Origin of the sequence: Oceanobacter sp. 5_MG-2023 (genome assembly GCF_030548165.1) — a bacterium.
Lineage (GTDB): Bacteria > Pseudomonadota > Gammaproteobacteria > Pseudomonadales > Oceanobacteraceae > Oceanobacter.
Window position 1 is genome coordinate 1 of record NZ_JAUORS010000001.1, and the last position, 22,856, is coordinate 22,856.

A 22,856-nucleotide genomic window follows, 5' to 3' on the forward strand; every position below is an offset into this window, starting at 1 on the left:
CAGGCCTGCAAGTCGGCTTCGTGATTCGAAACCATCCGGTAGCCCAGAGTGAGCACCGGATTAAATGGATGTCCCCTACAGGACGGGATGACAACAGATATTCAGGCAAGACAGGTGGGTGTCTGTTAACAACAATTGAAATCCAGCTCGCCCAGAGGACGCTGAAGAAACTTGTCATACAAAAATACCAGAGCTCGCTGGCTATTCTATGACGCATGCTGGCGATGACACATGCTGGCCAGATGCCAGGTATTCCAGAAAACCCATGACCTCAACAGGCCCTCAGATCCGGCTGTTGGCATTGCTGAAAGCGTATGTAGGCTTTGATCCAATAGAGGTAAGTTTTTTCTGTTCGAAGGCTGTATCCATTCAGCCGCATGAAACGAGAGATCTGGTTCAAAAACGGACTTTTACCCATGGTCCTACTTCTCGCGAAATGACTGTATGGATAAACAGCACAATAAAATCGAAGATAAAATCCATGCTCGTATCTCCAGAGAAGTTGCGCATTTTTTCGGTTGCTGTTAGCGTAACCTTATGACGTTCAATGGTTTTGCGCTTTTGGCGTAGAATTAATGCGTACGTTAAAACAGAAAAACGCGCATGCGCATAAATAAACTGTTAGCTTTTCAAAGGGATAGCCTAGTAAATGAGCAGGTTCTCTATAACTATTGGGAATAATGTGTTTCCATCAAAGACAGCTGCTTTAAAGTTCTACAAACAAATATTTGACAAGTATAGTTTTGGCGAAAGCCTTAATGATGAGGATGCTAAGCATATAATTTCTTTAGCATTTAAAGATACAGGATCGTCAGATGAAGTAGATGAGTTTGCAGAGGGTGTTGTATCAGGCCTTGGTATTTTTCCTGATGAATTAAATGAAAATAAAATTTTAAATGTAATGGTAGTTCGTCACCCAGAGTTCAGAACTACAAAATGCTTTTGTTTTGTTGGTCAGCTTGATGGGGAAAAACATGAACAACTTTTCAGTTATAGGATGGCAATTAGTGGTGTGCCTTCAGATTTACGTTATTTTTCCAGTGTTTGTAGATTTTCTGTACGTAAAAGAACTAGGAATTTTAAAATTGAACAGTTTAAAAACAGACCTGTTCAATGTGCGGTGTCAGGTAATATTGTTGAGTGGGAGGAATGCCAAGTAGACCATAAAGCACCACTGACTTTTTCAGTTATTGTTAAGGCATTTATAGCAGCTAATGACTTAGATGTTTCTAGTATTGATTACGCATTTGAAAACTCAATGGGAGTTTTTTCTGACCCTGCTCTTACAGAAAAATTTGATGAGTTTCACAAGAAAATGGCAGTTTTAAGAATTATATCCATTAATGAAAACCTAAAGTTATCAAGCTCTGCTAGAGTTAAGCCAACTAGAAAAGACGGTACTTTAAATAATTAAGCTAACAAGTTGCTGCACGCGGAAAAACTACTCGCTGCACTCCCAGTTTTCCTGCGAGCAAGGCGTTATGTCGCTCACTTTTTCATTCCGCGATAAACCGTATAGAATGGAATCTAAGCCGTTTAAAGGAGTCAATCAGTCAATGCCTGTCATTAGTCGATTCTATGGAGTTATTATCGCAATGTATTTTAACGATCATAATCCTCCTCACTTTCATGCTAAATATTCTGGTTACGAGGCACTTTTTGCCTTTGACGGCTCAATACTTGAAGGGGAGCTTCCTAATAGAGCCACGAAATTCGTTCAGGAATGGCTTTCAGAGCATCGCGCCGAACTAGAGGAAAATTGGCATAAGGCTCAGAATGGCGAACCACTAAACTACATTGCCCCATTGGAGTAAAACCATGCTTCACGTTAGAAACGCAAAATATCTGGACGGCTTTAAACTGTGGGTAACATTTGACGACGGTACAGCTGGAGAAGTCAATCTAGAAAACAAGCTATCTGGCAGTGTCTTTGAACCTCTCAAGGACTCTTCGTTTTTTTCTAAAGTTGCAGTAGACCCAGAATTAGAGACAGTAGTTTGGCCGAATGGTGCCGATTTAGCACCTGAGTTCTTAAAACGTCACATAACAAAGCGCTAAAGTTCACTCCCTTGGCTTAAAGTTAAAGTGCGCACCTACGGATAACGTCGGCATCAGAGATGCCTTCTTCTCGGGAGACTTCCGGCACCGAGCGATGATGAGGTGATGTAATCCCCCCATTTTTAATCGCTCGTTTGAGTAGAGGGTTAAGCTACCTTTCGTAGCCTGGCTGGAGGTGTACGCATTCTGAGTGGGCTTGCCCGGCTGAATGTAGATCAGAGTAATCCGGTTTCTGTTGGCCCAGTCTATCAGCGACTGTGAGATATATTCTGGGGGGATTACATACCGACCCATTGGCAGGAGAAAAGCACTTTGTGCTGCACGGCATGGGAACCGGCCTGCGCTACCCATTATTTCCCAACCTCAACGCCCAGATCAGTTATGGCTGGCAACTGCGCGACAGCGGCAGTAACGACTCCGGCGACCATGGCCGCCTGCATGTTTCGCTGCAAGCGAGTTATTAGAATAACCCAACGGAACGGATGCAGCAGACAGCGGGAGCTTCCGCTTTCTGCTGGGTTTCGAGAAAAAGAACGTCATGTTTGCCGTATCGTTCACAGGGAACGGCGCTGTCCGTATCCCTGTGTTACAAACCGCCACAGAGGGCGTCCCTACTACACTTCTACACTTCGGTTGCCTTGCGGTAATTCCCCTGATAATCAAAGATCTGCACCTGCCAGCAGTGTTTTTGTTTGCGGGCTATAACAAGGTCCGGTGCCGATCAACCTTGAGGCAATGGGATAGCTGGCCAAGGTCTCCCCTACGAATAATCGCTATCAGGTATTCGGTAGAATATGGCATAAAGCGCCGGTACAAATACCAGCGTGGCCACGGTGCCCAGTGAAACGCCACCAATAAGAACGTAAGCCAGGGGGCCCCAGAAGCTATCGATGGTCAGTGGTACAAACGCCAACACCGCAGCCAGAGCGGTCAGAATAACGGGCCGGGATCTCTGCACACCCGCTTCAATGACGGCACTTCGAATCAGCATGCCCTCTTTCATATTATCTGAAATTTGCTGGGTCAGGATTAGGGTGTTACGCATCAGAATACCGGCGAGACCAATAATCCCCAACGTTGCCACAAAGCCAAATGGCTGGTTAAAGATCAGCAGCGCGGCCACAGCACCAATCAAACCCAGTGGGGCCGTCAATATCACCACCAGCGTACCTTTGAAGGAGCGCATCTGCAGCATCACAAAAACAAGCATCAACACGATCATAAGGGGTTGTAGCACTTGAATGGAGTGCTCGCCTTTCGAGGATTGCTCAACTGAACCACCGATTTGCAAAGAATAGCCAACGGGCATTTGTGCGCGCAGCTCCGCTAGCGCTGCCCATACGTCGGCCGTAACATCTTTGGCCTGTGCTCCTCGAACATCAGCATTAACCGCCACAAACGGTTCCCGGTTATAACGCCGGATGACGGGTTCTTCGTAGACGACCTCCGCTTTGCCAACCTGGTTAAATGAAATGCGTCGCCCCTCTTCACTGACAATTTCAAGATTCTGAATCTGTGTAATATCTTCTGCCTTGGCCCGACCAACCACCGGGGTCAATCGAATACCATCCCTTAACGTTGTAATGGCCAACCCGGATAGTTGAAATTGCAGCTGATAAGCAACTTCTTCTGGCGTCAAGCCAAACAACCGGAGCCGGTCTTTGTCGAAGCGAATATCGATACCAGGTGTGCGTTCATCCCATTCCAGATGACTGTTTTCAGTGTTGGCATGGCTCGCGATAATATCCCTCACCTTTTTACCAATAGTACGCAGCTGATTGGCCTCTGGCCCCATCACTCGAATACTGACTGGCCAGTCAACCGGTGGGCCGTAAAGGAGTGTTTCAGCTCTGACTCGTGACTCCGGAAAATCACCGGCCGCTACCCGGTTACGAATCAATCGGATCAAGCCGTCTCGGGCTGCGATGTCTTCTGCCACGATAACCAGCTTGGCGAAAGCACTGTTCGGCTGCTCCGGGCTGGCAGAGATAAAAAACCGGGGAGCCCCTGCTCCAATATAAGCCGACATGGACTTGATGCCGCTGGTGCCCTCCATCAGTCGTTCTATTTTTTGGACGGTAGCGTCGGTGGCTTCAATCGAAGTGCCTTGTGGATGATAAATGCTGACCAGCACCTCAAGACGATCAGAGACGGGGAAAAACTGCTTCTGGACCGGACCAATCATGCCCACTATAGATATAAACAATAATGCAAACGTACTCAGAACAACGATTTTTCGATGCGCCAGGGTGCCGATAATAAGCTTCCTGAGCATACGGTAGGGACGTGAGGAATAGGCTTCCTTGTTGCTATGAGAGCTGTGATACAGGTTATCTGGCAAGATTTTCACCCCCAGATAAGGAGTAAACACAACGGCAACCACCCAGGAAAGTAACAACGCAATGGCCAATACCCAGAAAATGTTGCCTGCGTACTCACCGACACTGGAGCGGGCAAATCCTATAGGTACAAAACCGGCAACCGTTACCAGAGTCCCGTAGAGCATTGGAGCGGCGGTCACATTCCAGGCATGAGACGCCGCCAGTAGCTTGTCCCATCCTTCTTCCAGTTTCACAATCATCATCTCGATGGCAATGATGGCATCATCAACCAACAGCCCCAGTGCAATAATGAGCGCCCCGAGTGTAATACGATCAAGATTAATGCCCATTGCGAGCATCACAATAAATGAGAGTCCAAGAGTGACTGGAATAGCAATTCCCACCACGATCCCGGCCCGCAGGCCAACCGCCAGCATTGTAACGGCCATCACCACGAGCACGGCAACCAGAAACTTAACCTGGAAAAGGTTGACCGCACCGATAATGGCTTCTTCCTGGTTTGTCAGCAGGTCAAGCTCCATTCCCAGAGGCAGCATTACTCTTTCGTTTTCCCAGAATGCTCTCAACCGTTTACCAAACGCCAGGCCATTCTCTCCACGCCGCATGACCACACCAATCAGTAGAGCGTCCTCTCCGGATGAGCGAATGAGATAGCTGGGAGGATCTTCGTACCCTCTGGATATAGTGGCAATATCACCCAGTCTGATCAGATGTTCATCAATTCGGACAGGTACCTCTTGCAAAGCCTCCAGGTTCGATAAATCATCGTCCAGGCGGAGGTAGACTTTAGGGCCTGCCGTGGAAATATGGCCCGCAGGCAAGAGTCGGTTATTGGCTTGAATAGCCTCGATAATATCGGTAAGAGACACTCCTAACCCTTGTAACTTCGTCATGTCGAAATCAACAAATACCTGTTCTGATCGCTCACCTAAAATCTCGGCTTTTTCAACTCCCTGAACGCGCTGTACCCTGTCCCGAATCGCCTCGGCATCCTGGATCAATTCTCGCTGCGCGACACCTGATGCCGTCAGCGCAACCAGGGTGAAATACACATCACCGAAGTCTTCATTTACGATAGGCCCGATAACCCCGTCCGGTAACTGGGATGCTTCATCCTGCATGCGACGCCGGACCTGATAAAAGCGATCGGGGACATGCTTGGCGTCGGTGTAATCCTGGAACTCAACCTGCAAGTCGGCCCGCCCCGCCCGCACCGTTGTCTCAATTTTGTACAAATCCTCCACTTCCTGAATGCGTTTTTCCAACCGATCAACCACACTATCTTGTAATTCATCAGCGGCAGCACCCGGCCACAGAACAGTCACCATCATGACTCTTACCGTAAAATCAGGATCTTCGGCCCGACCCAAAGACGTAAAGGCGTAAAGGCCTGCAACCAAGGAAAGCGTAATAAAAAAGAGCGTAACCGAGCTTTCTCGCACAGCGATTCTGGAGAGATTGGGAAAAGCCATCACGCCCCCCTGGCATCAAGTGATTGCACTGCCATGCCGGGCTTGAGCAGGTGTGTACCGCTAGAAATAACAATCAGCCCCTCTTCCAGAGTTGAACCAGTGACCCAGGCATGATCTTTGTCGATACGCTGGATATCAACGTTGAGCGGCACTGCTTCGCCATCCACTATTGTCCAGATAAAGGGGGTCTCACCACGTTCATCCAGGGCAGAAATGGCCATTTTATAAAGTGGTATTGAATCGTTGCTGACCAGGAACCGTGTTCTGACAAGCTGGCCATACCTTAGGTCTGACAGTGGTTGATCTATCGTGTAGCGTGTTTTCCAGGTACGGCTTTCCGGGTCGGCCGCCCCGGCCATCTCTCTCCGCGTCAGTGCTATGGCCTCTCCGTCATGCAGTAACCCTCCTTGCTCTGGAGGATATGCGCCAGAAGGGTAATCCACCTCAACTTCCCGCTCTCCCGATTTAGCCAGTTTTGCAACTGGCCGCCCCACACTGACCACCTCTCCCGGTTCGATAAACACATCCAGTATAATGCCGTCGCTCTCTGCTCTGAGTACCCCATATTCCAACATATTCAAGGCCTGGGACAGCTGGGCCTCAGCAACATCACGACGCGCTTGCGTCTCTTCCTGGGTCAGTAACGCCCTCTCGTATTCCTGCCGACTGGTATAGCCCTGATCTACCAATTGATAGTCACGCTCCAGATCTTTTTCAGCAAGTTTCAGCGTTGCTTCTGCTGCCCTCAGGTTGGCACGTGCAGTCACAACAGACTCGCGCAGGTCTCGCAGATCGAGAGTGAACAGCACCTCCCCTTTTTTAACAGACTGCCCAGCATCGACCAGCCGCTGATCAACCTTGCCTCCAACCTGAAAAGCCAACTCGACCTCGTGGCGCGCTTTGACTGTCCCGGTCAACTCATGGCCGGGTTTTGTAGCCTCGACCAGGTTTTCTATTTTTACCCAGCGAGCAGCATCAGAGGCTGCCTCGACCGTGCTCTCGGTAGACTGTGAGCACCCAGACAAAACATAAGTGGTTATCAGAATAGTAAAAAAACGATTCATTAATATTTCCTCAGCAAGCAGTTTGGGCAGGCGTCACAGCAACCAGGGCTGTCCAGCCTGGATTACAACTCACTCGAATTCCCTTTTGCAGAGTAAGTTAATCTACAGCAGAAAGATGACAGCATGCTGTCATTGTGACTATTATTAGTCTCAAGAACAACGTCAAATTGTATGCCTCCCCAAAAAATCGAGGCTTAAGGCAGAAGTTTTTTATCATGCTAGACCAAGGGATCTCCCACGAAACCATCGCAATTCACCAACCGATCAGTATCAGTGCCCATCCTCAAGTAGAATAAGAGCGGTGTACTGGTACAGAGAACCTGGCGTCAGTACTATCCGCGGCGCTCCGAATACAGTGGCATTACAAAATCGTAAAGGAAATCAACCAATGACTCAGCGCGTGAAGCGTAGTGAAGTACTTACCGATCTTATTCTTGAAATCTTCCGATTTAATGGCACATTGCGCGAAACAGGTGACAACCTGGTACGCGGTTTGGAATTAACAAGCGCTCGGTGGCAAGTGCTTGGCGCAATCACAATGGAAGAACACAACCCCACTGTTGCCAGCATTGCTCGCCGAATGGGTCTGGCAAGACAGTCCGTACAACGGGTCGTAAACGATCTGGTCAAAGAGGGTCTTTTAATATGCAAAGACAACCCGGATCACAAAAGAGCAAAACTGATTGTCATGACAGAAGCAGGTAGCGAAAAATACCGGCTGGCGGGTGTACGGCAACACCACTGGGTTGAGGCCTTATCCGACAACCTGACGGCACAAGAGCTGCAACAAGCGCTTGATTTGATTCGACAGTTAGATCAACGCTGCCGCAAAGACCTGGGCAAGTAACCAATCACCATCTTCAATCTGCAGCGAGCTTCTTGAATTATATAGCCAGACACCGGCATCCTTGCGCTTTTATCTGTTCCAGGATATTGCCACGGCGCTGTCCGTATCCCTGCGTTACAAACCGCCACAGAGGGCGTCCCTACACTTCGTTTGCCTTGCGGTAATTCCCCTGATAATCAAAGATCCGCTCCTGCACCTGCCAGTAGTGTTTTTGTTTGCGGGCTATAACAAAGTCCGGTGCCGGTAGCTGGGCCTGCACCTCAAGCACTTCTTCGATCCGGCTGAACTCTTTCGGGGTCTGACTATTGCCGCAACGCCGACCAAACAATCGGTTAAAGACGTGGCGTTGTGCTGGCTTGCTGAAATCGAAGGACTCGCCCAACTCCTCCCCGTCTTCACCGTGGTAGGTGATCTTCAGCTTGCTATCGGGTTTGTCTCTGTGGCTGCTCAGGGTGATCCCGGCACAGCGGATCACCATGGCATTTTTCAGTTTCAGGGCGTCCCTGAGCTGATCATCCGGGTCGATAATGGCTTGTTTACACTGGTGGCAGTTACGGGCGGCGATGTCATTCTCGCTACCGCAATGAGGGCACTCCTTGAAGCGGAAGCGGTAATCACACTGCTGCGGACGCTCGTACTGCGCTCCCGGCCCATCCTCTTCCTCAGGTTCCAGCAACCCCTGACAACGACGCCCGTAGTGTTCAATCACATGGCCGTGACCATCGGTTTTGCCCCAGAAAATATTGGCAAACCCACAGGCCGGGCAGAACACCTGCACCGGCTCACTATCCGGATTGGGTTTCTTCTCCCCCACTTCCGGGTGGTACAGATTGACCCGGTTGCCAGCGTAATCAATCACCAGGCAATCCTGCTTGCCTTCATCCAGCCGCAGACCCCGGCCCACAATCTGCTGATACAGGCTCACCGACTGGGTCGGACGCAGAATGGCAATAACGTCCACATGAGGTGCGTCAAAGCCAGTGGTGAGTACGGATACATTCACCAGATACTTCAGCTGCCGCTGCTTGAAGCGCAGGATCAAGGAGTCCCGCTCATTCTGCTCGGTAGCGCCGGTAATCAAGGCAGTTTGCTGTTCCGGCAGATAGCCGGTGATCTCTTTGGCATGATCGACCGTGGCAGCAAAGATCATCACCGCCTGGCGCTCAGCAGCCAGTTCCATCACCTGTTCGATAATGGCCCGGGTCACACGCGGGTGCTTGCCTAACAGCTGGTTTACGTCTTTTTCGGCGTATTCACCAAAGCGGTTTTGCGTCAAGGCGGAGAAATCGTATTGCGCCACAGCGGCGTCCACCAGTTCCGGGCGGGTGAGGTAGCCGTTGTTAATCATGTACCTTAACGGCAGCTCATAAATGCAGTGGACAAAGGGTTTGTTCTGCTCGCTGCGAACAAAGCCCCGGTAGTGATAACGGTAGATCCAGCCCATGCCTAAACGGTAGGGCGTGGCGGTCAGCCCAAGTACCTTGAGAGCGCGGTTCCGTTGCCGTAGCTGATCGATGATTTTTTGATACTGACTGGTTTCCTCACCACTGACCCGGTGACATTCGTCGATAATCAGCAGGGAATATTCATCCCCGAACTGATCAAGGTTGGCGGAGACGGACTGCACGCTGGCGAAAGTGACCTGGTGCCGATTCTCCTTGCGTTTTAACCCGGCGGAGAAAATGCCAGCCGTCACCCCGTAGCTCTGGTATTTGGCGTGGTTCTGCTCAACCAGCTCTTTGACGTGGGCCAGCACCAGAATCTTGCGCCGAGCCAGGCGGGTCAGCTCGGCAATGACCAGACTCTTCCCGGCACCAGTGGGCAACACAATAACCGCCGAATCGTCGGTTTTTCGGAAGTGTCTCAAGGTGGCATCGACGGCTTCCTGCTGGTAGGGGCGGAGCTGAAAAGGGGTTTTCATATATAGAGCTTGATCGCTGTCAGTGGATGTCTCTCAAACTTCGGTTTGATAAACAGCTTAATGGATAGCCGGTAGTTGGAAAACAGCACAATCAGTGGGCTGGGCACTTGGATTGGGGAATATGCCCTGAACAGGGGGGAAGTCGTATTGCCAGCCCGGTCGTCTCTGACATCGCACGCGCACGGATGAAGTGCCTTTCACCCTTCCGCACACCAGATCACATCAGCGCTGATATACCAACAACCCTCTCTATATTCTCCGAGGGCGGCACCGATACCTCGCTGTTGGTGAAAGTAAACATGGAGTCGCGACTATTTTTGGCATCAATTCGACAGGCTAGTCTTTGCCGGGTCACGTTAACCCAATCAATTTATACAGGATGCCCCCATGATTACTGATATCGACAAGACTCATCTTGAGCGCACTGTCGTACTGGCAGAAACGGCCTTGAGCAAAGGCAATGAGCCTTTCGGCTCTGTATTAGTATCGGAAACAGGTGAAGTGCTGTTTGAAGATCACAACCACATCGGCACCGGTGACGATACTCTGCACCCTGAGTTTGCAGTTGCCCGCTGGGCGGCCAGCAACATGACAGAAAGCGAGCGTGCAACAGCAACCGTGTATACCTCTGGCGAACATTGCCCGATGTGTGCTGCCGCTCATGGCCTGGTTGGTCTGGGACGGATTGTCTACGCCAGCTCTGCAGAGCAATACGGCAAATGGCTGATCGAAATGGGGGTTCCTACTCCTACGGTAAATCCAATGCCAATCAACGCTATCTCTCCATTCATTCCGGTCGAAGGCCCAGTGCCTGAGCTGGCTGAGCGGGTTCGGGGTTTGCTGCAAACGTTGTATACATCACGCGGCCTGTAATGTCCTTGTTCGTCTGACCAGAGATCGGAAGCCAGAAGCTCCGAGGTATCTCCCTTGGCGGGTTGCGCGATGACCCGCCAGGGAAGCTGGCACAAACGGAATGACCATCTACACTCATGCCCACTAAGACAGTATTTTTCTTATAGTCACTTTCATTTCCCAGTCTTTTCCAGGCTTGTGGTCGCGATATTGCTTCGTCCTCTTGCGATTCTGTTTACCGAGAGCTGAGCATGAACCTTTCTGATATTGACCTTCGACTACTACGAGTATTTCAAGCCGTTGTAGAAACCAAAGGATTTCACAGCGCTCAGGAAGAGCTGAACATCAGTACATCCACCATTAGCAACCATATGAACCAATTGGAAGCACGGGTTGGATTCCGCCTCTGCCAGCGTGGCCGTAGTGGCTTTCGCTTGACGCAAAAAGGTGAAGTTTTTCATCAGACCATGGTGGAGTTTTTCGCCGCCGTAAAAAGTTTTCAAGCCAAAACGCAGCAGCTGCGCAACAGCCAGAAGGATGCCATTCATCTTGGCATTATCGATAACCTGGCAACGGATGACACCTGCCCATTACACCGGGCATTATCCTGGTTTTACAGTACCTACCAGCCAGACAAGCCCACCAATTTGACAATCGAAGTGCTTTCGCCCGAAGCCATCGAAAAAGGCTTGATCAACAATAGTCTGGATATTGGCATTGGTATCTTTGATCAACACCACAGTGATCTCACTTATGAACCGCTGTATTTCGAGCGGGATGTGCTGGTATGTCGGCCAGATCACCGACTGGCAGGAGTGAAAGATCGTCGGGAACTTGCCAACACGATTGTTAATGAGAAAAAAGTGGTGCGCCATTTTATGCAGAAGCGCGAATTCGCCTTTATTGCCCAAGATCATGAGAGTGTGATTGCGACGGTCTGCAATGTGGAAGAATCCGCGATGATGATCCTGCACGGGCCGTTTATTGGCTTCCTTCCCGAGCACTATGCCCGCCCCTGGCTGGAGGAAGGACGACTGGTTGCGCTGATGCCAGAGCATTTTGTGCATTATTCTCAGGTGTTCATGGCCTACCGAAAAGATAACCTCGAACAAAAATCGGCGGCTAGAATGCTGGCCGACCGCACTAATAAAGAGCGCTTGATTACAGACTCGCTCTCGATTGAGGCGTAAGTATTTAAATCCCGCCTATACCCTCCAGTTCGTGAAAGTAAACATGGATTCACGACTATTTTTAGACCCTATCCGGTGGACTAGTCTTAATTGGTAACTTCAACCCGATTCATACTTAGTAAACCGGAGAAATATTATGGTTATTCGAAGCACTATTACCGCGCTGGCCACTGCCATTGCATTAAGCACCGCGTTACCAGCCAACGCAGAGTCGAACCTGACTCCCGTAACGGTCGGACATTTGGTGGCTCTGGATATGGCTCCGTTGTTTGTCGGTGTTGAGAGTGGTTGTTTTGAGCAGCAAGGTCTGGCGGTCGATACCCGTTTTTTTGCCAACCCTGGCGATAACAATGCCGCGCTGGCTGGTGGCTCTCTGGATTTCAATATCAACCCTTTCACGTTGCCATTCTTTGCCGCCAGCAGTGGTGTACCGATCCGAGTGGTGGCTGCCGCTGGCGGTTGGGGTGTGATGGAAGTCATCGCCCAGAGCGGGCTTGATCTGAACTCAATGGAAGATCTGAAAAAACATGTGGATTCCGGCGGCAAGAAACTGAAAATTGCCGTGCTGCAGGGCGATACCCTGGAGCTGATCATGATTACCGAGCTACAACGTGTCGGCTTGTCGGCCGACGATGTCGAGTTCATTTACTTCGATGACCTGCTAGCCATGGTGCAAGCCTTCCGCAGCGGCGTCGATATTCTCAGTCACATCAAACCATACACCTCCGAGATGATCGAAAAGGGCACTGCGACCCGCCTGACTGACAACGCCACCGCCTGGGCTGAGAGAGCTCCGAATACTGTAGTCAGCGTGCTGCAATCGACCCTGGATGAAAAACCTGAAGTCGTGGAAGCCTTGCTCAAAGGAATGATCTGCGCAGCCGATATCATCAACACCGACGTCGACAAAGCCATGTCTCTACTGCAGGGCGGCAATTACTATCGCGTGCCAGATGCAGTACTGAAAACAGCCTTTAACAGCGCGCCGTCACCTATTTCGTTCTCGCCGGATGTTGAGTCCATACAGTACGTTGTCGATGAAATGTCCAAGCTGGGTTATATCGACGGCAAGATTGCCGCAACCGATATTTTCCGCACAGGCATGATTGAATCTCTGGAGCAGTGAGCATGAAGTCCATTGCCTGGGAACGAGTGGCCCCTTGGGGGGTTGGCACTCTGTTTTTCTGCCTGATCATTGTGCTCTGGGAAGTGGCTGGCCATAACGAACTCACGTTCACCACCGTTATGCCGCCCCCCAGCGAGTTTCTCTCAATGGTTGTGGAAAGTGGTTTCCGGATTGGCCTGGGTTCCCAGGCTGCCTCTCTGGATGAAGCGATTCTGGCTACCTTCGGGCGTGTGTTTGCGGGTATGGCGCTGGCGTTTGTCGCGGCACTGATTACCGGCATGCTGATTGGCCTGTCTCGCTTCGTTACCTGGTGCATCTCACCGCTGCTGTATGTGCTGGCACCGATTGCACCGATCGCCTGGATCCCTTTGGCTATTGTCGTCTTTGGGATCAACAACGGCACCGCGGTATTCATCGTCTTTATGGGGGTCTATTTCATCCTCACCATTGGTACGCTGGCAGAGATTCGCCGGGTGCCGGAAGAATACATCACCGTGTCTGGCAACCTTGGAGCCAGCAAGTGGCAGCGCTGGGTCTGGGTTGTTTTTCCCGCCATTCTACCGGGGGTATTTACCTTACTGCGCACCAACTTTATTGCCGCCTGGATGGCAGTCCTGGTTGCAGAGATGGTTGGCATGCGAGATGGCCTCGGGGCAATCATCATGATGGGACGTAACCTGTTCAACAACGAACTGATCATGTTCGGCATGTTGATTATCGGCGTATCCGGATTTCTGGTTGACCGCATTCTGGCCTTTATTGGCAAGCGTATCTTGTGGTGGAGAGTGTAATGAACAGCTTCAATACTGAGCCTCGTCAGGTGTTTTCGCTGGACAATTTGACGGTGAATTTTCCAACCCGAAAGGGTTCTGTCCCCAGCCCCCTGCAAAACATGAACCTGAAGATCGATGCCGGGCGTATTACCACGATTCTGGGTCGTTCCGGTTGTGGCAAAAGTACATTACTGAGAACGCTGGGCGGGTTTATCCAACCCGAGGATACCGGCGGTGTGTTGTACAAGCAGCGCTTTATGAATGGCCCGACGCCAGAGATCGTCATGATCTTTCAGGAGAACAACCTGTTCCCCTGGCTGACGGTTGAAGGCAACGTCAAGTTTGGCCTGCGGTTTCGCAAGGATGACACCCGCGACCAGGTAACAGCCGTGAAGGAAATTCTAGCCAGCGTCGGACTGACTGACGCTGCAAAACAGTATCCACACGAGCTTTCTGGCGGCATGAAGCAACGCACAGCCATCGCTCGGGCGCTGATTACTCGGCCCAAAGTGCTGCTGCTTGATGAGCCCTTCAGTGCTCTGGATATCAGCCTCAAACGCCATATGCACACCCTGATCCGAGAACTGCAAGCAGACACTGGCACCTCTATGGTGATGGTGACTCACGATGTGGAAGAAGCCATTACCGTGGGAGACCGGGTACTGGTTCTGGGCGGCAATCCGGCCGATTTTCTGATTGATGCAAACACAACAGCGTCGGCCATGCTCGACCGTTATTCATACGACTACCTCGAACTGCAAAAAAAGGTCGAGCGCGTCATTTACTAACAGGAGCACTTGATGAACGGCATTCATGATATGGGCGGTTTACATGGCTTTGGTCTGGTGAACGTTGACCCTAACGAACCGGTATTCACCACCGAATGGGGCAGTCGTATTTTCTGCATGGTACAGGTGATTGACGGGCTAGGCGTCTGGAATCTGGATGAGCATCGGCACGAAATCGAGCTGATGCAACCGGAAGACTACATCAGCCACACCTACTATGGGCGCTGGATGTTTGCCATGGAGCGGATTCTCTATCGGCGTAATATTCTGAGTTTGAACGAAGTGGAACAGCGAGTCGCCGAAATCGCTGCCGACAAGCGCGAGTTTGCACCACTCCATTCCGAAGGCCGCAACTGGCCGCTGGCGGAAGCCGACAAAATCCCCTGGGGCGCCTGGCGCAAAGAAGTCACCGTTGAACCGATTTTTGCGGAAGGGCAATGGGTACGGGTGCGCAATATCCATCCACCCGGCCATACCCGGGTGACGGGGTACACCCGAGGCAAGTCAGGGCAGGTGTTCCGAGTAAATGATCAGGCCTGGGTGTTACCAGATACCCGCGCGCATCATCAGGGTGAGAACCTGCAGGCGGTCTATACGGTGCGGTTTGAAGCACAAGTGCTCTGGGGAGAAGCCCATGCCGAACCCAATTCATACGTTTATATCGACCTCAGTGAAGACCATCTGGAACCAGAGCAGGAGAAGCAACAATGAGCCATAACCACGAACATCCGAAAAAAGCCTGGCAGGCCATTCGGACTGAAGCGATCGAGAGCCTGTTGAATGAAATCAACGTGCTGTCGTCAGACGACGTGGACCAGGTAGTCAAGCACTACGAAGAAAATGTTGGCCCCAAAACCGGGGCCAGCGTCATTGCTCGCGCCTGGGTCGATCCCGCCTTCAAACAGCGACTGCTGGCCAATGGTCTGGATGCCTGTAATGAACTGGGCATCGGTGGCCCGGAGACCGAGATGCTGCATGTGGTGGAAAACACACCCACAGTACATAACGTGGTGGTATGTACGCTCTGCTCCTGCTACCCCTGGCCGATTCTGGGATTACCGCCGGTGTGGTACAAATCAAGCGCTTACCGTTCCCGCTTGGTGCGCGAGCCACGCAAGGTGCTGACCGAAATGGGGGTCACGCTGACCGACGATATCGAAGTCCGGGTTTGGGATAGCGTGTCTGAAATTCGTTATCTGGTCATGCCCGAACGCCCGGCCGAGACAGAACACCTGAGTGAAGAGGAACTGATCGAGCTGATCAGCCGTGATCATATGATCGGGGTTTCCCGCACCATCGCCATTTCACCCAACAGCCAGGACAATTAAGATGCAATCAGACTCTCTGGTAACGGCCCTGCGCCAGTCTGGTTTTGAAAACCTGACCTTTAACACCCCTTGGTCCGCACGTCTGTTTGGCATGACGCTGGCGGCCAGTAAAAAACAACTGTTCACCCTTCCACAATTCCAGCAGTCATTAATCGAACGTATCCAACGGCAAGAGAAAGGCGGTTGCATAACCACCGATGACGACTACTACAGCTGCTGGCTGGAAGCTCTGCAAAGCCTGCTGGAAGCGCGCAATTTATGGCAGCCAGAGCAGCTCAGTGCGCGAGAAGTTGAAGTCTTCGAAGCCGGTGAACATCGACAGGAACTGCAACGTCAGGCCCACTCCCATACCCACTCCCACACATCCGTTCGGCCGGAGGTGGTGCAATGATGATTCCAGGTGATCCATACGATTTCCCGATTGAAGGGCCGTTACTGCCAGGCAAAACCGCCTTGATAATTATCGATATGCAGCGGGATTTCTGCGCCCCTTCCGGCTACATGGATACTCGCGGCGGCGACCTGCGACCTGCTCGGGCGGTTATTCCTCACATCCAGGCAGTCCGTAAAGCTTGCCAACAGATCGGCATCGAAGTGGTTTACACCCGCGAAGGGCACCGCCCCAACCTGTCTGACTTACCCCGTTGCAAGCGAATGAAAACCGCCCTGGCGGGTGCCGAAATAGGCAGTGACGGCCCGCTGGGACGGCTATTGGTACGCGGCGAGCACGGTTGGGATTTTATCGACGAACTGCAACCCGGTGCCGACGAAGTCATCATAGACAAAGCAGGAACCGGCGCATTTCATGGCACCGACCTGCACGACATTCTTCGCCACAAAAAAATTGAGAACCTGGTCATCACCGGCGTAACTACGGGCGTTTGCGTTAGCTCCACCGTACGAGAAGCTGCCGATCGGGGCTATAACGTACTGGTACTGGAAGATTGTTGCGCCGAGCCGGACAAGCACACTCATGACATTGCCATTGAGCTGCTGAAGATCGAGGGTGGTTATCTGTCGACGATCTCTGATGCTGCGCAATTTCTGACAACTATCACGTCAATAGCTACCCAAGTGAACACTCAGAACACTCTACTTTCGGAGATGCCAAAATGAAATATCTACCGCTCAAACTGATGTTGCTAGTATTGCCATTATCTGCGCAAGCTCACCACCCCATGGGAGGACAGACCCCGGAAACGGCCGTACAGGGGCTGTTATCCGGGATCGGGCACCCAATCATCGAGCTGGATCATTTCCTGTTTGTGGTCGGCTTTGCCGCGCTGCTGGCGTTTTGTAGCCGCCATGTATTTTCTCAGGTGAGTCTGTTCCTGGGGTTGGCGATTATCGGCACCCTGAGCCGGATGGCAGTGCCTGAAATCCACTTTTTTGAAATTGGCATTGTTGCCACCAGTGCACTGGTCGGAGTGTTTATGATCGTGCAGAAACTGGACCGCACCCAATTGCTATGGGCTTTGGCGACCGTTGCCGGGCTGTTGCATGGCTACGCCTACGGTGAAGCGATTGTCGGTGCCGAAGCCACGCCGGTGCTCTCTTATCTGGTGGGTTACTGCCTGATTCAGGCAGCTCTGATACTGGGTATTGTCTTCGGCCTGAAGCATCTGGCAGGCGATCGCCTTGCCACCATCGCCGCAAACTATCGCACCGCCGCTGGCTCTCTTTTAATCGGACTAGCACTGATCGTCTAGGTCGTACCTGACCTGGATCAACGATCCAACAAAGGCGCTGAATCAGCGCCACAACCATCTGCGCGACGCGACTGGGCTCATGAAGATTGGCATGCACAGCGGTTGCTCGCGCCAGCAATCTGACAATATTGAGTGGCCGTGTCTCAACACGTGCCCTGTTTTTTTACGCCCGTCGTAATGATAGTGCCACGGGCGATATGACTCGGAGAAAAACATGAGTGGACTTGGTGGCTTGAACAAATCACCGTCAGGAGTGGTTATTGGTTTGGTGCAACTGCAGTTGCCAGACGTGTCGACGCCAGCGCAACTGGCAAAACAGACCCAGCGAGTGTGTGAACTGGTCGGCAAGGCTCGGCGCCAGTCGGCCGTAATGGACTTGGTCGTGTTCCCGGAATACTGTCTGCACGGACTGTCGATGGATACCAACCCCGAGATCATGTGCAATCGGGACGGGCCAGAAATGGCCGCCTTCCGGACAGCCTGCCGGGAGCATGATATCTGGGGCTGCTTCTCCATTATGGAATTCAACCCCGAAGGTAATCCGTACAATACCGGCGTGATTATTGACAACGAAGGTGAAATCAAACTCTTCTATCGCAAGCTGCATCCCTGGGTGCCGGTCGAACCTTGGGAACCGGGCAATCTGGGTATCCCTGTGTGTGCAGGACCCAACGGCAGTACACTGTCACTGGCGATCTGCCACGACGGCATGTTCCCTGAGGTGGCCCGAGAATGTGCCTACAAAGGTGCCAACATCATGCTACGGACAGCAGGCTATACGGCACCGATTCGCCATTCCTGGAAAATCACCAACCAGGCCAACGCCTTCTGTAACCTGATGGTAACGGCAAGTGTTTGTCTGGCTGGCAGTGAAGGCACCTTCAACTCCATGGGCGAAGGTATGTTCGTGAATTTTGATGGAGTTCCCATAGTGGAAGGCAACGGCCTGACGGACGAGATTATCAGCGCAGAAGTACGTCCTGATCTGGTCGACGAAGCCCGCATTCACTGGGGTGTCGAAAATAACATCTACCAGTTTGGCCACCGGGGTTACGTCGCGGTCAAAGGGGGCGCACAGGATTGCCCTTATACCTTTATGCAAGACATGGTTAACCACCGTTACCAACTGCCTTGGGAAAACGATGTGCGGGTGACTGACGGCCGGGATTTCAGCTTCCCGATCCCAGAACGAACGTACCAGCCATAAGCCTTGGCAAATCGTGACGCGAGTGTTGTCAGTACAGGTCTCACATGACTGAACGCTCGTCAGGCGGCTCGTACCGAATCCAGGCTAGCCGCCGATCCTCTATAAAGCCCATTCCGTTTGGTTTTTCAACGCCTCGTACCCGCTGCCGCTGCGGATAGACGCCTTGATCCTGATCCATTACAAATGGTCATCAGGATCATGGTCAGCCTTTCTGTTCCTGTTGAGAGGCCAAATACTGCTCGCTGATTTTGAAAGGGCCAAAGAGTCCCTGATCGCCGACGGAAAAACACGCCATTTTTTCGCTCCCGAACAGCAGAGACTTTATCCACTGAATAAATAGAGTAACGGTCAATATCACGCCAAAGATAATCTCCCTGCAACGGTGTTATTTGAAGCCGACCCCACCACACCAGCCAGGCACGATGAATTTTCGCCTCTCATTATAGTCAGATGCCTCGTCGCCTCCGCCTGTATCCATCATCTGTCGTACACATATCGTCGTACATTCATCGTAGCGTTTTATTCGTAGACAAGGCGACCACCTCTGGTACAAGGCCTGCGGTCCTATTCTGAGACATCGGGATCATTGCCCACATGAACAACAACAGACTATGGTACGTCCGTTAGGCTCCACCTTTTCCCGACCCGTTTTTCACCTTTTTACCTTTTCACAGGAGCGGACATGAACACAAACAACACCCACCCCCCCAGCAACAGCTTGCAGCATATCGTCATCGTTGGCGGGGGTGCCGGAGGGCTGGAACTGGCCACGCAACTGGGCCACACCCTCGGGCGCAAGGGCAAGGCCCGTATTACCCTGCTCGACCGCAATCGCATCCATATCTGGAAACCTCTGTTACACGAGGTGGCCACAGGCACGCTGGATACCGGCACCGAGAGCGTGTCGTACCACGCCCATGGCGCGCGTCACGGCTATCAGTTTGAACTGGGCGAGTTGACCAATGTGAATCTGGCCAGCAAGACGCTGACGCTGGCACCTCGTCGTAACGCGGAGGGAGAAACCCTGATGCCACCGCGCAGCCTTGAGTACGATACGCTGGTGTTGGCGGTTGGCAGTATCAGCAACGATTTCGGTACACCGGGCATTCAGACCCACTGTTATATGCTCGATTCCCACAAGCAGGCGGGACGCTTTCATACCGCGCTGATCGATCAGTTCACCGATATTCACCAGAACCGTCCGGGAGACAGTTTGCGCATTGCCATCGTCGGTGCCGGAGCAACGGGTGTTGAGTTGTCTGCCGAGTTGCATCGGGTAACTGAGTTATTGCGCTCTTACGGAATGGCGGGCATGTCGCGGCATCAGCTGGAGGTAACGCTGGTCGAGGCCGGGCCACGGGTACTGCCTGCTCTGCCGGAGCGTATATCCACCGCCGTCACTCGGGAGTTGCGCGAGCTGGGGGTGTCTATCCAGACTGCGGTGATGGTCAGTGCCGCCGATGAACAGGGGCTGCAAACCAAGGACGGCAGCCGTATCGATGCCGACCTGATGGTCTGGGCCGCGGGCGTGAAGGCACCAGATTTTATCCGTCAGATTGAAGGACTTGGGCTGAACCGCGCCAATCAGATTATTGTGAACGATTTTTTGCAGGCCAATAATCCGGATGGCGAACCACTCAAGGATGTTTGGGTGATCGGCGACTGCTGTGCGTTCACCATGGAAGACGGCAGTCAGGTGCCACCCCGCGCCCAGTCTGCCCATCAGATGGCCAGCTGCGTCTATAAAAATATTCTTAACGAACGCGAGAACAAGCCGCTGAAGGGGTTCAAATACCACGACCATGGTTCCTTGGTGAGCCTCAGCCGTTACAGCGCCGTCGGTAATTTGATGGGCAACCTCAGCAGCAAGTCCATGTTTGTTGAGGGTAACCTCGCCCGCCTGTTTTATGTGTCGTTATATCGCATGCACCAGCTGGCGATTCACGGCAAATTCCGGGGAGCCATTATTGTGGTTCTGGACTGGCTGACCCGGGTGATCAAGCCGAAGATGAAATTGCATTAGCCGCCATGGATACCGGGTTTTATTGCGGATAATTGCGTAAGGCCCGGCTCCGGCCGTATGGTGGGTGTCCGCGTTGGCTCCTACAAATCCCCGCCTACAAATCCCCAAACAGGTTTTTCAGCCCGGCCAGGGTTTCTTGGCCGCGCTGTTTTTGCTGTTCCGGGGTGGTTTCGGTTTTGCCTTCCCATTCAATATCGTCCGGCGGCAGTTCGTCGAGGAAACGGGAGTGGGTGGTATCGGAGACATCGCCATACTGGCGGCGCTTACCGGCGTAGGTGAGGGTTAACGAACGTTTGGCGCGGGTGATGCCTACGTACATCAGGCGGCGTTCTTCTTCGATGGTGTCGGCTTCGATGGCGTTGCGGTGCGGCATCAGTTCTTCTTCCATGCCGACGATGTAAACGTGGGGGTACTCCAGACCTTTGGAAGCGTGCAGGGTCATCAGCTGCACCTGATCGGAGTCGTCGTCGTTTTCCTGCTGTTCCAGCATGTCACGCAAGATCAGTTTGCCAACGGCGTCTTCGATGGTGACTTCGTCACCGACTTCTTCGGCTTTGTCGATCATTTTCTGGATGGAGTCCACCAGAAACCAGACGTTTTTCATCCGCCGTTCTGCCTGGTTTGGCGTTGCGGAGCTTTGCGCCAGATGGCCTTCGTAATCGATGTCTTCGATCATTTCCTTGATGGCAGCAATGGCGTCGTCACTGTAGGCATTACGGGTGATGCCTGCCAGCCAATGACCAAAACGGCGCAACCGATCCACGGCTTTGGGAGTCAGCAGTTGCTCAAGGCCCATTTCAGTGGTGGCCGACAGCATGCTGGTGCCACGCTTCATGGCGTATTCGCTGAGCTTTTCGATAGTGGTCGGGCCGATTTCCCGGCGCGGGGTGTTGATGATGCGCAGGAAGGCGGCGTCATCGCTGGGGTTAATCAGCAGCCGCAGATAGCCCATGATGTCTTTGATTTCGTTGCGACCAAAAAACGACTGGCCACCACTGATCTTGTACGGCACCTGAAACCCTTGCAGTTTCATTTCCATCATCCGGCTTTGGTGGTTGCCGCGATAGAGAATGGCGAAGTCTTTGTAGCCTGCGCCGTACCGCAGCCGCCGTTCGACAATTTCAGAAGCAATACGCTCGGCTTCGATTTCGTCGTTGCGGCATTTGAGAATACGGATCGGGTCGCCGTAGCCCATATCGGACCAGAGCCGCTTCTGGAACTCGTGGGGGTTATTGTCGATCACGCGGTTGGCGGCGTTCAGAATCAGGCCGGTGGAGCGGTAGTTTTGCTCCAGCTTGACGACCTTCAGGGTCGGAAAATCCTGTTTCAGCAACGACAGGTTTTCCGGCCGTGCACCACGCCAGGCATAAATCGATTGGTCGTCGTCGCCAACCACGGTCAGCCCGGTGCGATGCCCCACCAGCGACTTGACCATTTCGTACTGGGAGGTGTTGGTGTCCTGGTATTCGTCCACCAGCAGGTAGCGGATTTTTTTCTGCCAGCGCGTTAGTACATCAGGAAAATCGCGGAACAGCAGCGTTGGCACCATGATCAGGTCGTCAAAATCCACCGCGTTGTAGGCTTTCAGCATGCGCTGGTAAATCGAGTAGGTCTGGGCAATCAGCATTTCTTGCTGGCTTTGTGCCTGCTGGATGGCGTCGGCCGGAGCGATCAGGTCGTTCTTGAGGTTGGAAATGGTGCTTTGCACCAGCTCGACCATATCGCCGTCATCACCGTGTTCGCGTTGCATCACGTCACGGATAATACCCCTGCAGTCGTCCTGGTCGAGGATGGAAAAGCCAGCCTTGTAGCCCGAAGCGGCCAGCTCCTGGCGGATAATATTGAGGCCCAGGTTGTGGAAGGTCGAGACCGTTAATCCGCGCGCGCCACCTTTGCCGGTCAGGGCGGTGACCCGCTCTTTCATTTCGCGGGCGGCCTTGTTGGTAAAGGTCACGGCGGCAATATGGTGAGACTTGATGCCACAGGCATCGATCAGGTAGGCGATCTTGCGGGTGATCACACTGGTTTTGCCGGAACCGGCGCCTGCGAGTACCAGTAGCGGGCCGTCGATGTATTTGGCGGCTTCGCGTTGGCGGGGATTGAGTTGGGTTAAATCGACCACGACATGTCCTCTGAATCAGGCCTGCATTCTAGCT

At 52.4% G+C, this 22,856-nt stretch carries 23 protein-coding genes and 1 pseudogene; 18 read left to right on the top strand and 6 right to left on the bottom strand.

Annotation, left to right across the window (positions count from 1 at the left end; all coding sequences use genetic code 11):
• Positions 1-212 (top strand): hypothetical protein (locus Q4551_RS00005; protein ID WP_303431037.1); only part of this gene is annotated, 212 nt, incomplete at its 5' end.
• Between the two features lie 59 nt (positions 213-271).
• Here the strand turns inward: Q4551_RS00005 and Q4551_RS00010 are convergent.
• Positions 272-418, bottom strand: coding sequence for a phage integrase N-terminal SAM-like domain-containing protein (locus Q4551_RS00010; protein ID WP_303431038.1), 147 nt, complete (start codon positions 416-418; stop codon positions 272-274).
• Between the two features lie 231 nt (positions 419-649).
• Here Q4551_RS00010 and Q4551_RS00015 point away from each other — a divergent pair, with 231 nt between their 5' ends.
• From Q4551_RS00015 to Q4551_RS00025, 3 genes are all read left to right on the top strand, one after another.
• Positions 650-1,414, top strand: coding sequence for a DUF3223 domain-containing protein (locus Q4551_RS00015; RefSeq protein ID WP_303431039.1), 765 nt, complete (start codon positions 650-652; stop codon positions 1,412-1,414).
• Positions 1,415-1,481: 67 nt separating this feature from the next.
• Positions 1,482-1,814 (top strand): DUF4160 domain-containing protein, encoded by a 333-nt coding sequence (locus Q4551_RS00020; protein WP_303431040.1) that lies wholly within the window; start codon positions 1,482-1,484, stop codon positions 1,812-1,814.
• A gap of 4 nt (positions 1,815-1,818) precedes the next feature.
• Complete coding sequence (locus Q4551_RS00025) at positions 1,819-2,058, top strand: DUF2442 domain-containing protein (RefSeq protein ID WP_196897248.1); 240 nt, start codon at positions 1,819-1,821, stop codon at positions 2,056-2,058.
• Positions 2,059-2,061: 3 nt separating this feature from the next.
• Here the strand turns inward: Q4551_RS00025 and Q4551_RS00030 are convergent.
• Positions 2,062-2,331 (bottom strand): annotated as a pseudogene (locus Q4551_RS00030) (hypothetical protein); the annotation flags it as partial.
• Between Q4551_RS00030 and Q4551_RS00035 the strand changes: the two are divergent.
• Entirely contained in the window at positions 2,316-2,522 is a 207-nt protein-coding gene (locus tag Q4551_RS00035; protein WP_303431396.1) for a hypothetical protein, read from the top strand. The pseudogene Q4551_RS00030 and the gene Q4551_RS00035 overlap by 16 nt on opposite strands.
• Before the next feature lie 296 nt (positions 2,523-2,818).
• On the opposite strand, the gene Q4551_RS00040 is transcribed toward Q4551_RS00035, so the two are convergent.
• Together Q4551_RS00040 and Q4551_RS00045 are read right to left on the bottom strand one after the other, a co-directional pair.
• Complete coding sequence (locus Q4551_RS00040) at positions 2,819-5,872, bottom strand: efflux RND transporter permease subunit (RefSeq protein WP_303431041.1); 3,054 nt, start codon at positions 5,870-5,872, stop codon at positions 2,819-2,821.
• Complete coding sequence (locus Q4551_RS00045; RefSeq protein WP_303431042.1) at positions 5,872-6,936, bottom strand: efflux RND transporter periplasmic adaptor subunit; 1,065 nt, start codon at positions 6,934-6,936, stop codon at positions 5,872-5,874. Before Q4551_RS00045 ends, Q4551_RS00040 begins: the two co-directional genes overlap by 1 nt.
• 388 nt (positions 6,937-7,324) lie before the next feature.
• Here Q4551_RS00045 and Q4551_RS00050 point away from each other — a divergent pair, with 388 nt between their 5' ends.
• Positions 7,325-7,783 carry a MarR family winged helix-turn-helix transcriptional regulator gene (locus tag Q4551_RS00050; RefSeq protein WP_303431043.1) on the top strand — a complete coding sequence of 153 codons (459 nt, stop codon included), beginning with the start codon at positions 7,325-7,327 and terminating at the stop codon, positions 7,781-7,783.
• A 139-nt stretch (positions 7,784-7,922) separates the two neighbouring features.
• Here Q4551_RS00050 and Q4551_RS00055 read toward each other — a convergent pair whose 3' ends face one another.
• Positions 7,923-9,704, bottom strand: a complete 1,782-nt coding sequence (locus tag Q4551_RS00055; RefSeq protein WP_303431044.1) for a DEAD/DEAH box helicase — start codon at positions 9,702-9,704, stop codon at positions 7,923-7,925.
• 387 nt (positions 9,705-10,091) lie between these two features.
• Here Q4551_RS00055 and Q4551_RS00060 point away from each other — a divergent pair, with 387 nt between their 5' ends.
• The 12 genes from Q4551_RS00060 (at position 10,092) to Q4551_RS00115 (ending at position 20,700) form a co-directional block, all read left to right on the top strand.
• Positions 10,092-10,577, top strand: a complete 486-nt coding sequence (locus Q4551_RS00060) for a nucleoside deaminase (protein WP_303431046.1) — start codon at positions 10,092-10,094, stop codon at positions 10,575-10,577.
• Between the two features lie 230 nt (positions 10,578-10,807).
• Positions 10,808-11,746, top strand: a complete 939-nt coding sequence (locus Q4551_RS00065; RefSeq protein ID WP_303431048.1) for a LysR family transcriptional regulator — start codon at positions 10,808-10,810, stop codon at positions 11,744-11,746.
• Between the two features lie 136 nt (positions 11,747-11,882).
• The gene (locus tag Q4551_RS00070; RefSeq protein ID WP_303431049.1) at positions 11,883-12,872 is read left to right on the top strand and encodes an ABC transporter substrate-binding protein; all 990 of its coding nucleotides are present in this window, start codon (positions 11,883-11,885) and stop codon (positions 12,870-12,872) included.
• A gap of 2 nt (positions 12,873-12,874) precedes the next feature.
• Positions 12,875-13,663, top strand: a complete 789-nt coding sequence (locus Q4551_RS00075; RefSeq protein ID WP_303431050.1) for an ABC transporter permease — start codon at positions 12,875-12,877, stop codon at positions 13,661-13,663.
• The gene (locus tag Q4551_RS00080) at positions 13,663-14,433 is read left to right on the top strand and encodes an ABC transporter ATP-binding protein (protein WP_303431051.1); all 771 of its coding nucleotides are present in this window, start codon (positions 13,663-13,665) and stop codon (positions 14,431-14,433) included. The genes Q4551_RS00075 and Q4551_RS00080 overlap by 1 nt, the downstream gene beginning before the upstream one ends.
• A 12-nt stretch (positions 14,434-14,445) precedes the next feature.
• Complete coding sequence (gene nthB, locus Q4551_RS00085; protein ID WP_303431052.1) at positions 14,446-15,144, top strand: nitrile hydratase subunit beta; 699 nt, start codon at positions 14,446-14,448, stop codon at positions 15,142-15,144.
• Positions 15,141-15,761 carry a nitrile hydratase subunit alpha gene (nthA, locus tag Q4551_RS00090; protein WP_303431053.1) on the top strand — a complete coding sequence of 207 codons (621 nt, stop codon included), beginning with the start codon at positions 15,141-15,143 and terminating at the stop codon, positions 15,759-15,761. The genes nthB and nthA overlap by 4 nt, the downstream gene beginning before the upstream one ends.
• A 1-nt stretch (position 15,762) precedes the next feature.
• Positions 15,763-16,152, top strand: a complete 390-nt coding sequence (locus tag Q4551_RS00095) for a nitrile hydratase accessory protein (RefSeq protein WP_303431054.1) — start codon at positions 15,763-15,765, stop codon at positions 16,150-16,152.
• Positions 16,149-16,877 (top strand): cysteine hydrolase family protein, encoded by a 729-nt coding sequence (locus Q4551_RS00100; RefSeq protein WP_303431055.1) that lies wholly within the window; start codon positions 16,149-16,151, stop codon positions 16,875-16,877. The genes Q4551_RS00095 and Q4551_RS00100 overlap by 4 nt, the downstream gene beginning before the upstream one ends.
• Positions 16,874-17,470, top strand: a complete 597-nt coding sequence (locus Q4551_RS00105) for a HupE/UreJ family protein (protein WP_303431056.1) — start codon at positions 16,874-16,876, stop codon at positions 17,468-17,470. Before Q4551_RS00100 ends, Q4551_RS00105 begins: the two co-directional genes overlap by 4 nt.
• 214 nt (positions 17,471-17,684) lie before the next feature.
• A complete protein-coding gene (locus Q4551_RS00110; RefSeq protein WP_303431057.1) occupies positions 17,685-18,677 on the top strand; it encodes a formamidase in 993 nt (330 codons plus the stop codon).
• A 682-nt stretch (positions 18,678-19,359) separates the two neighbouring features.
• Positions 19,360-20,700 (top strand): NAD(P)/FAD-dependent oxidoreductase, encoded by a 1,341-nt coding sequence (locus Q4551_RS00115; RefSeq protein WP_303431058.1) that lies wholly within the window; start codon positions 19,360-19,362, stop codon positions 20,698-20,700.
• Positions 20,701-20,794: 94 nt separating this feature from the next.
• On the opposite strand, the gene rep is transcribed toward Q4551_RS00115, so the two are convergent.
• The gene (rep, locus tag Q4551_RS00120) at positions 20,795-22,822 is read right to left on the bottom strand and encodes a DNA helicase Rep (RefSeq protein ID WP_303431059.1); all 2,028 of its coding nucleotides are present in this window, start codon (positions 22,820-22,822) and stop codon (positions 20,795-20,797) included.
• Positions 22,823-22,856 lie beyond the last annotated feature (34 nt).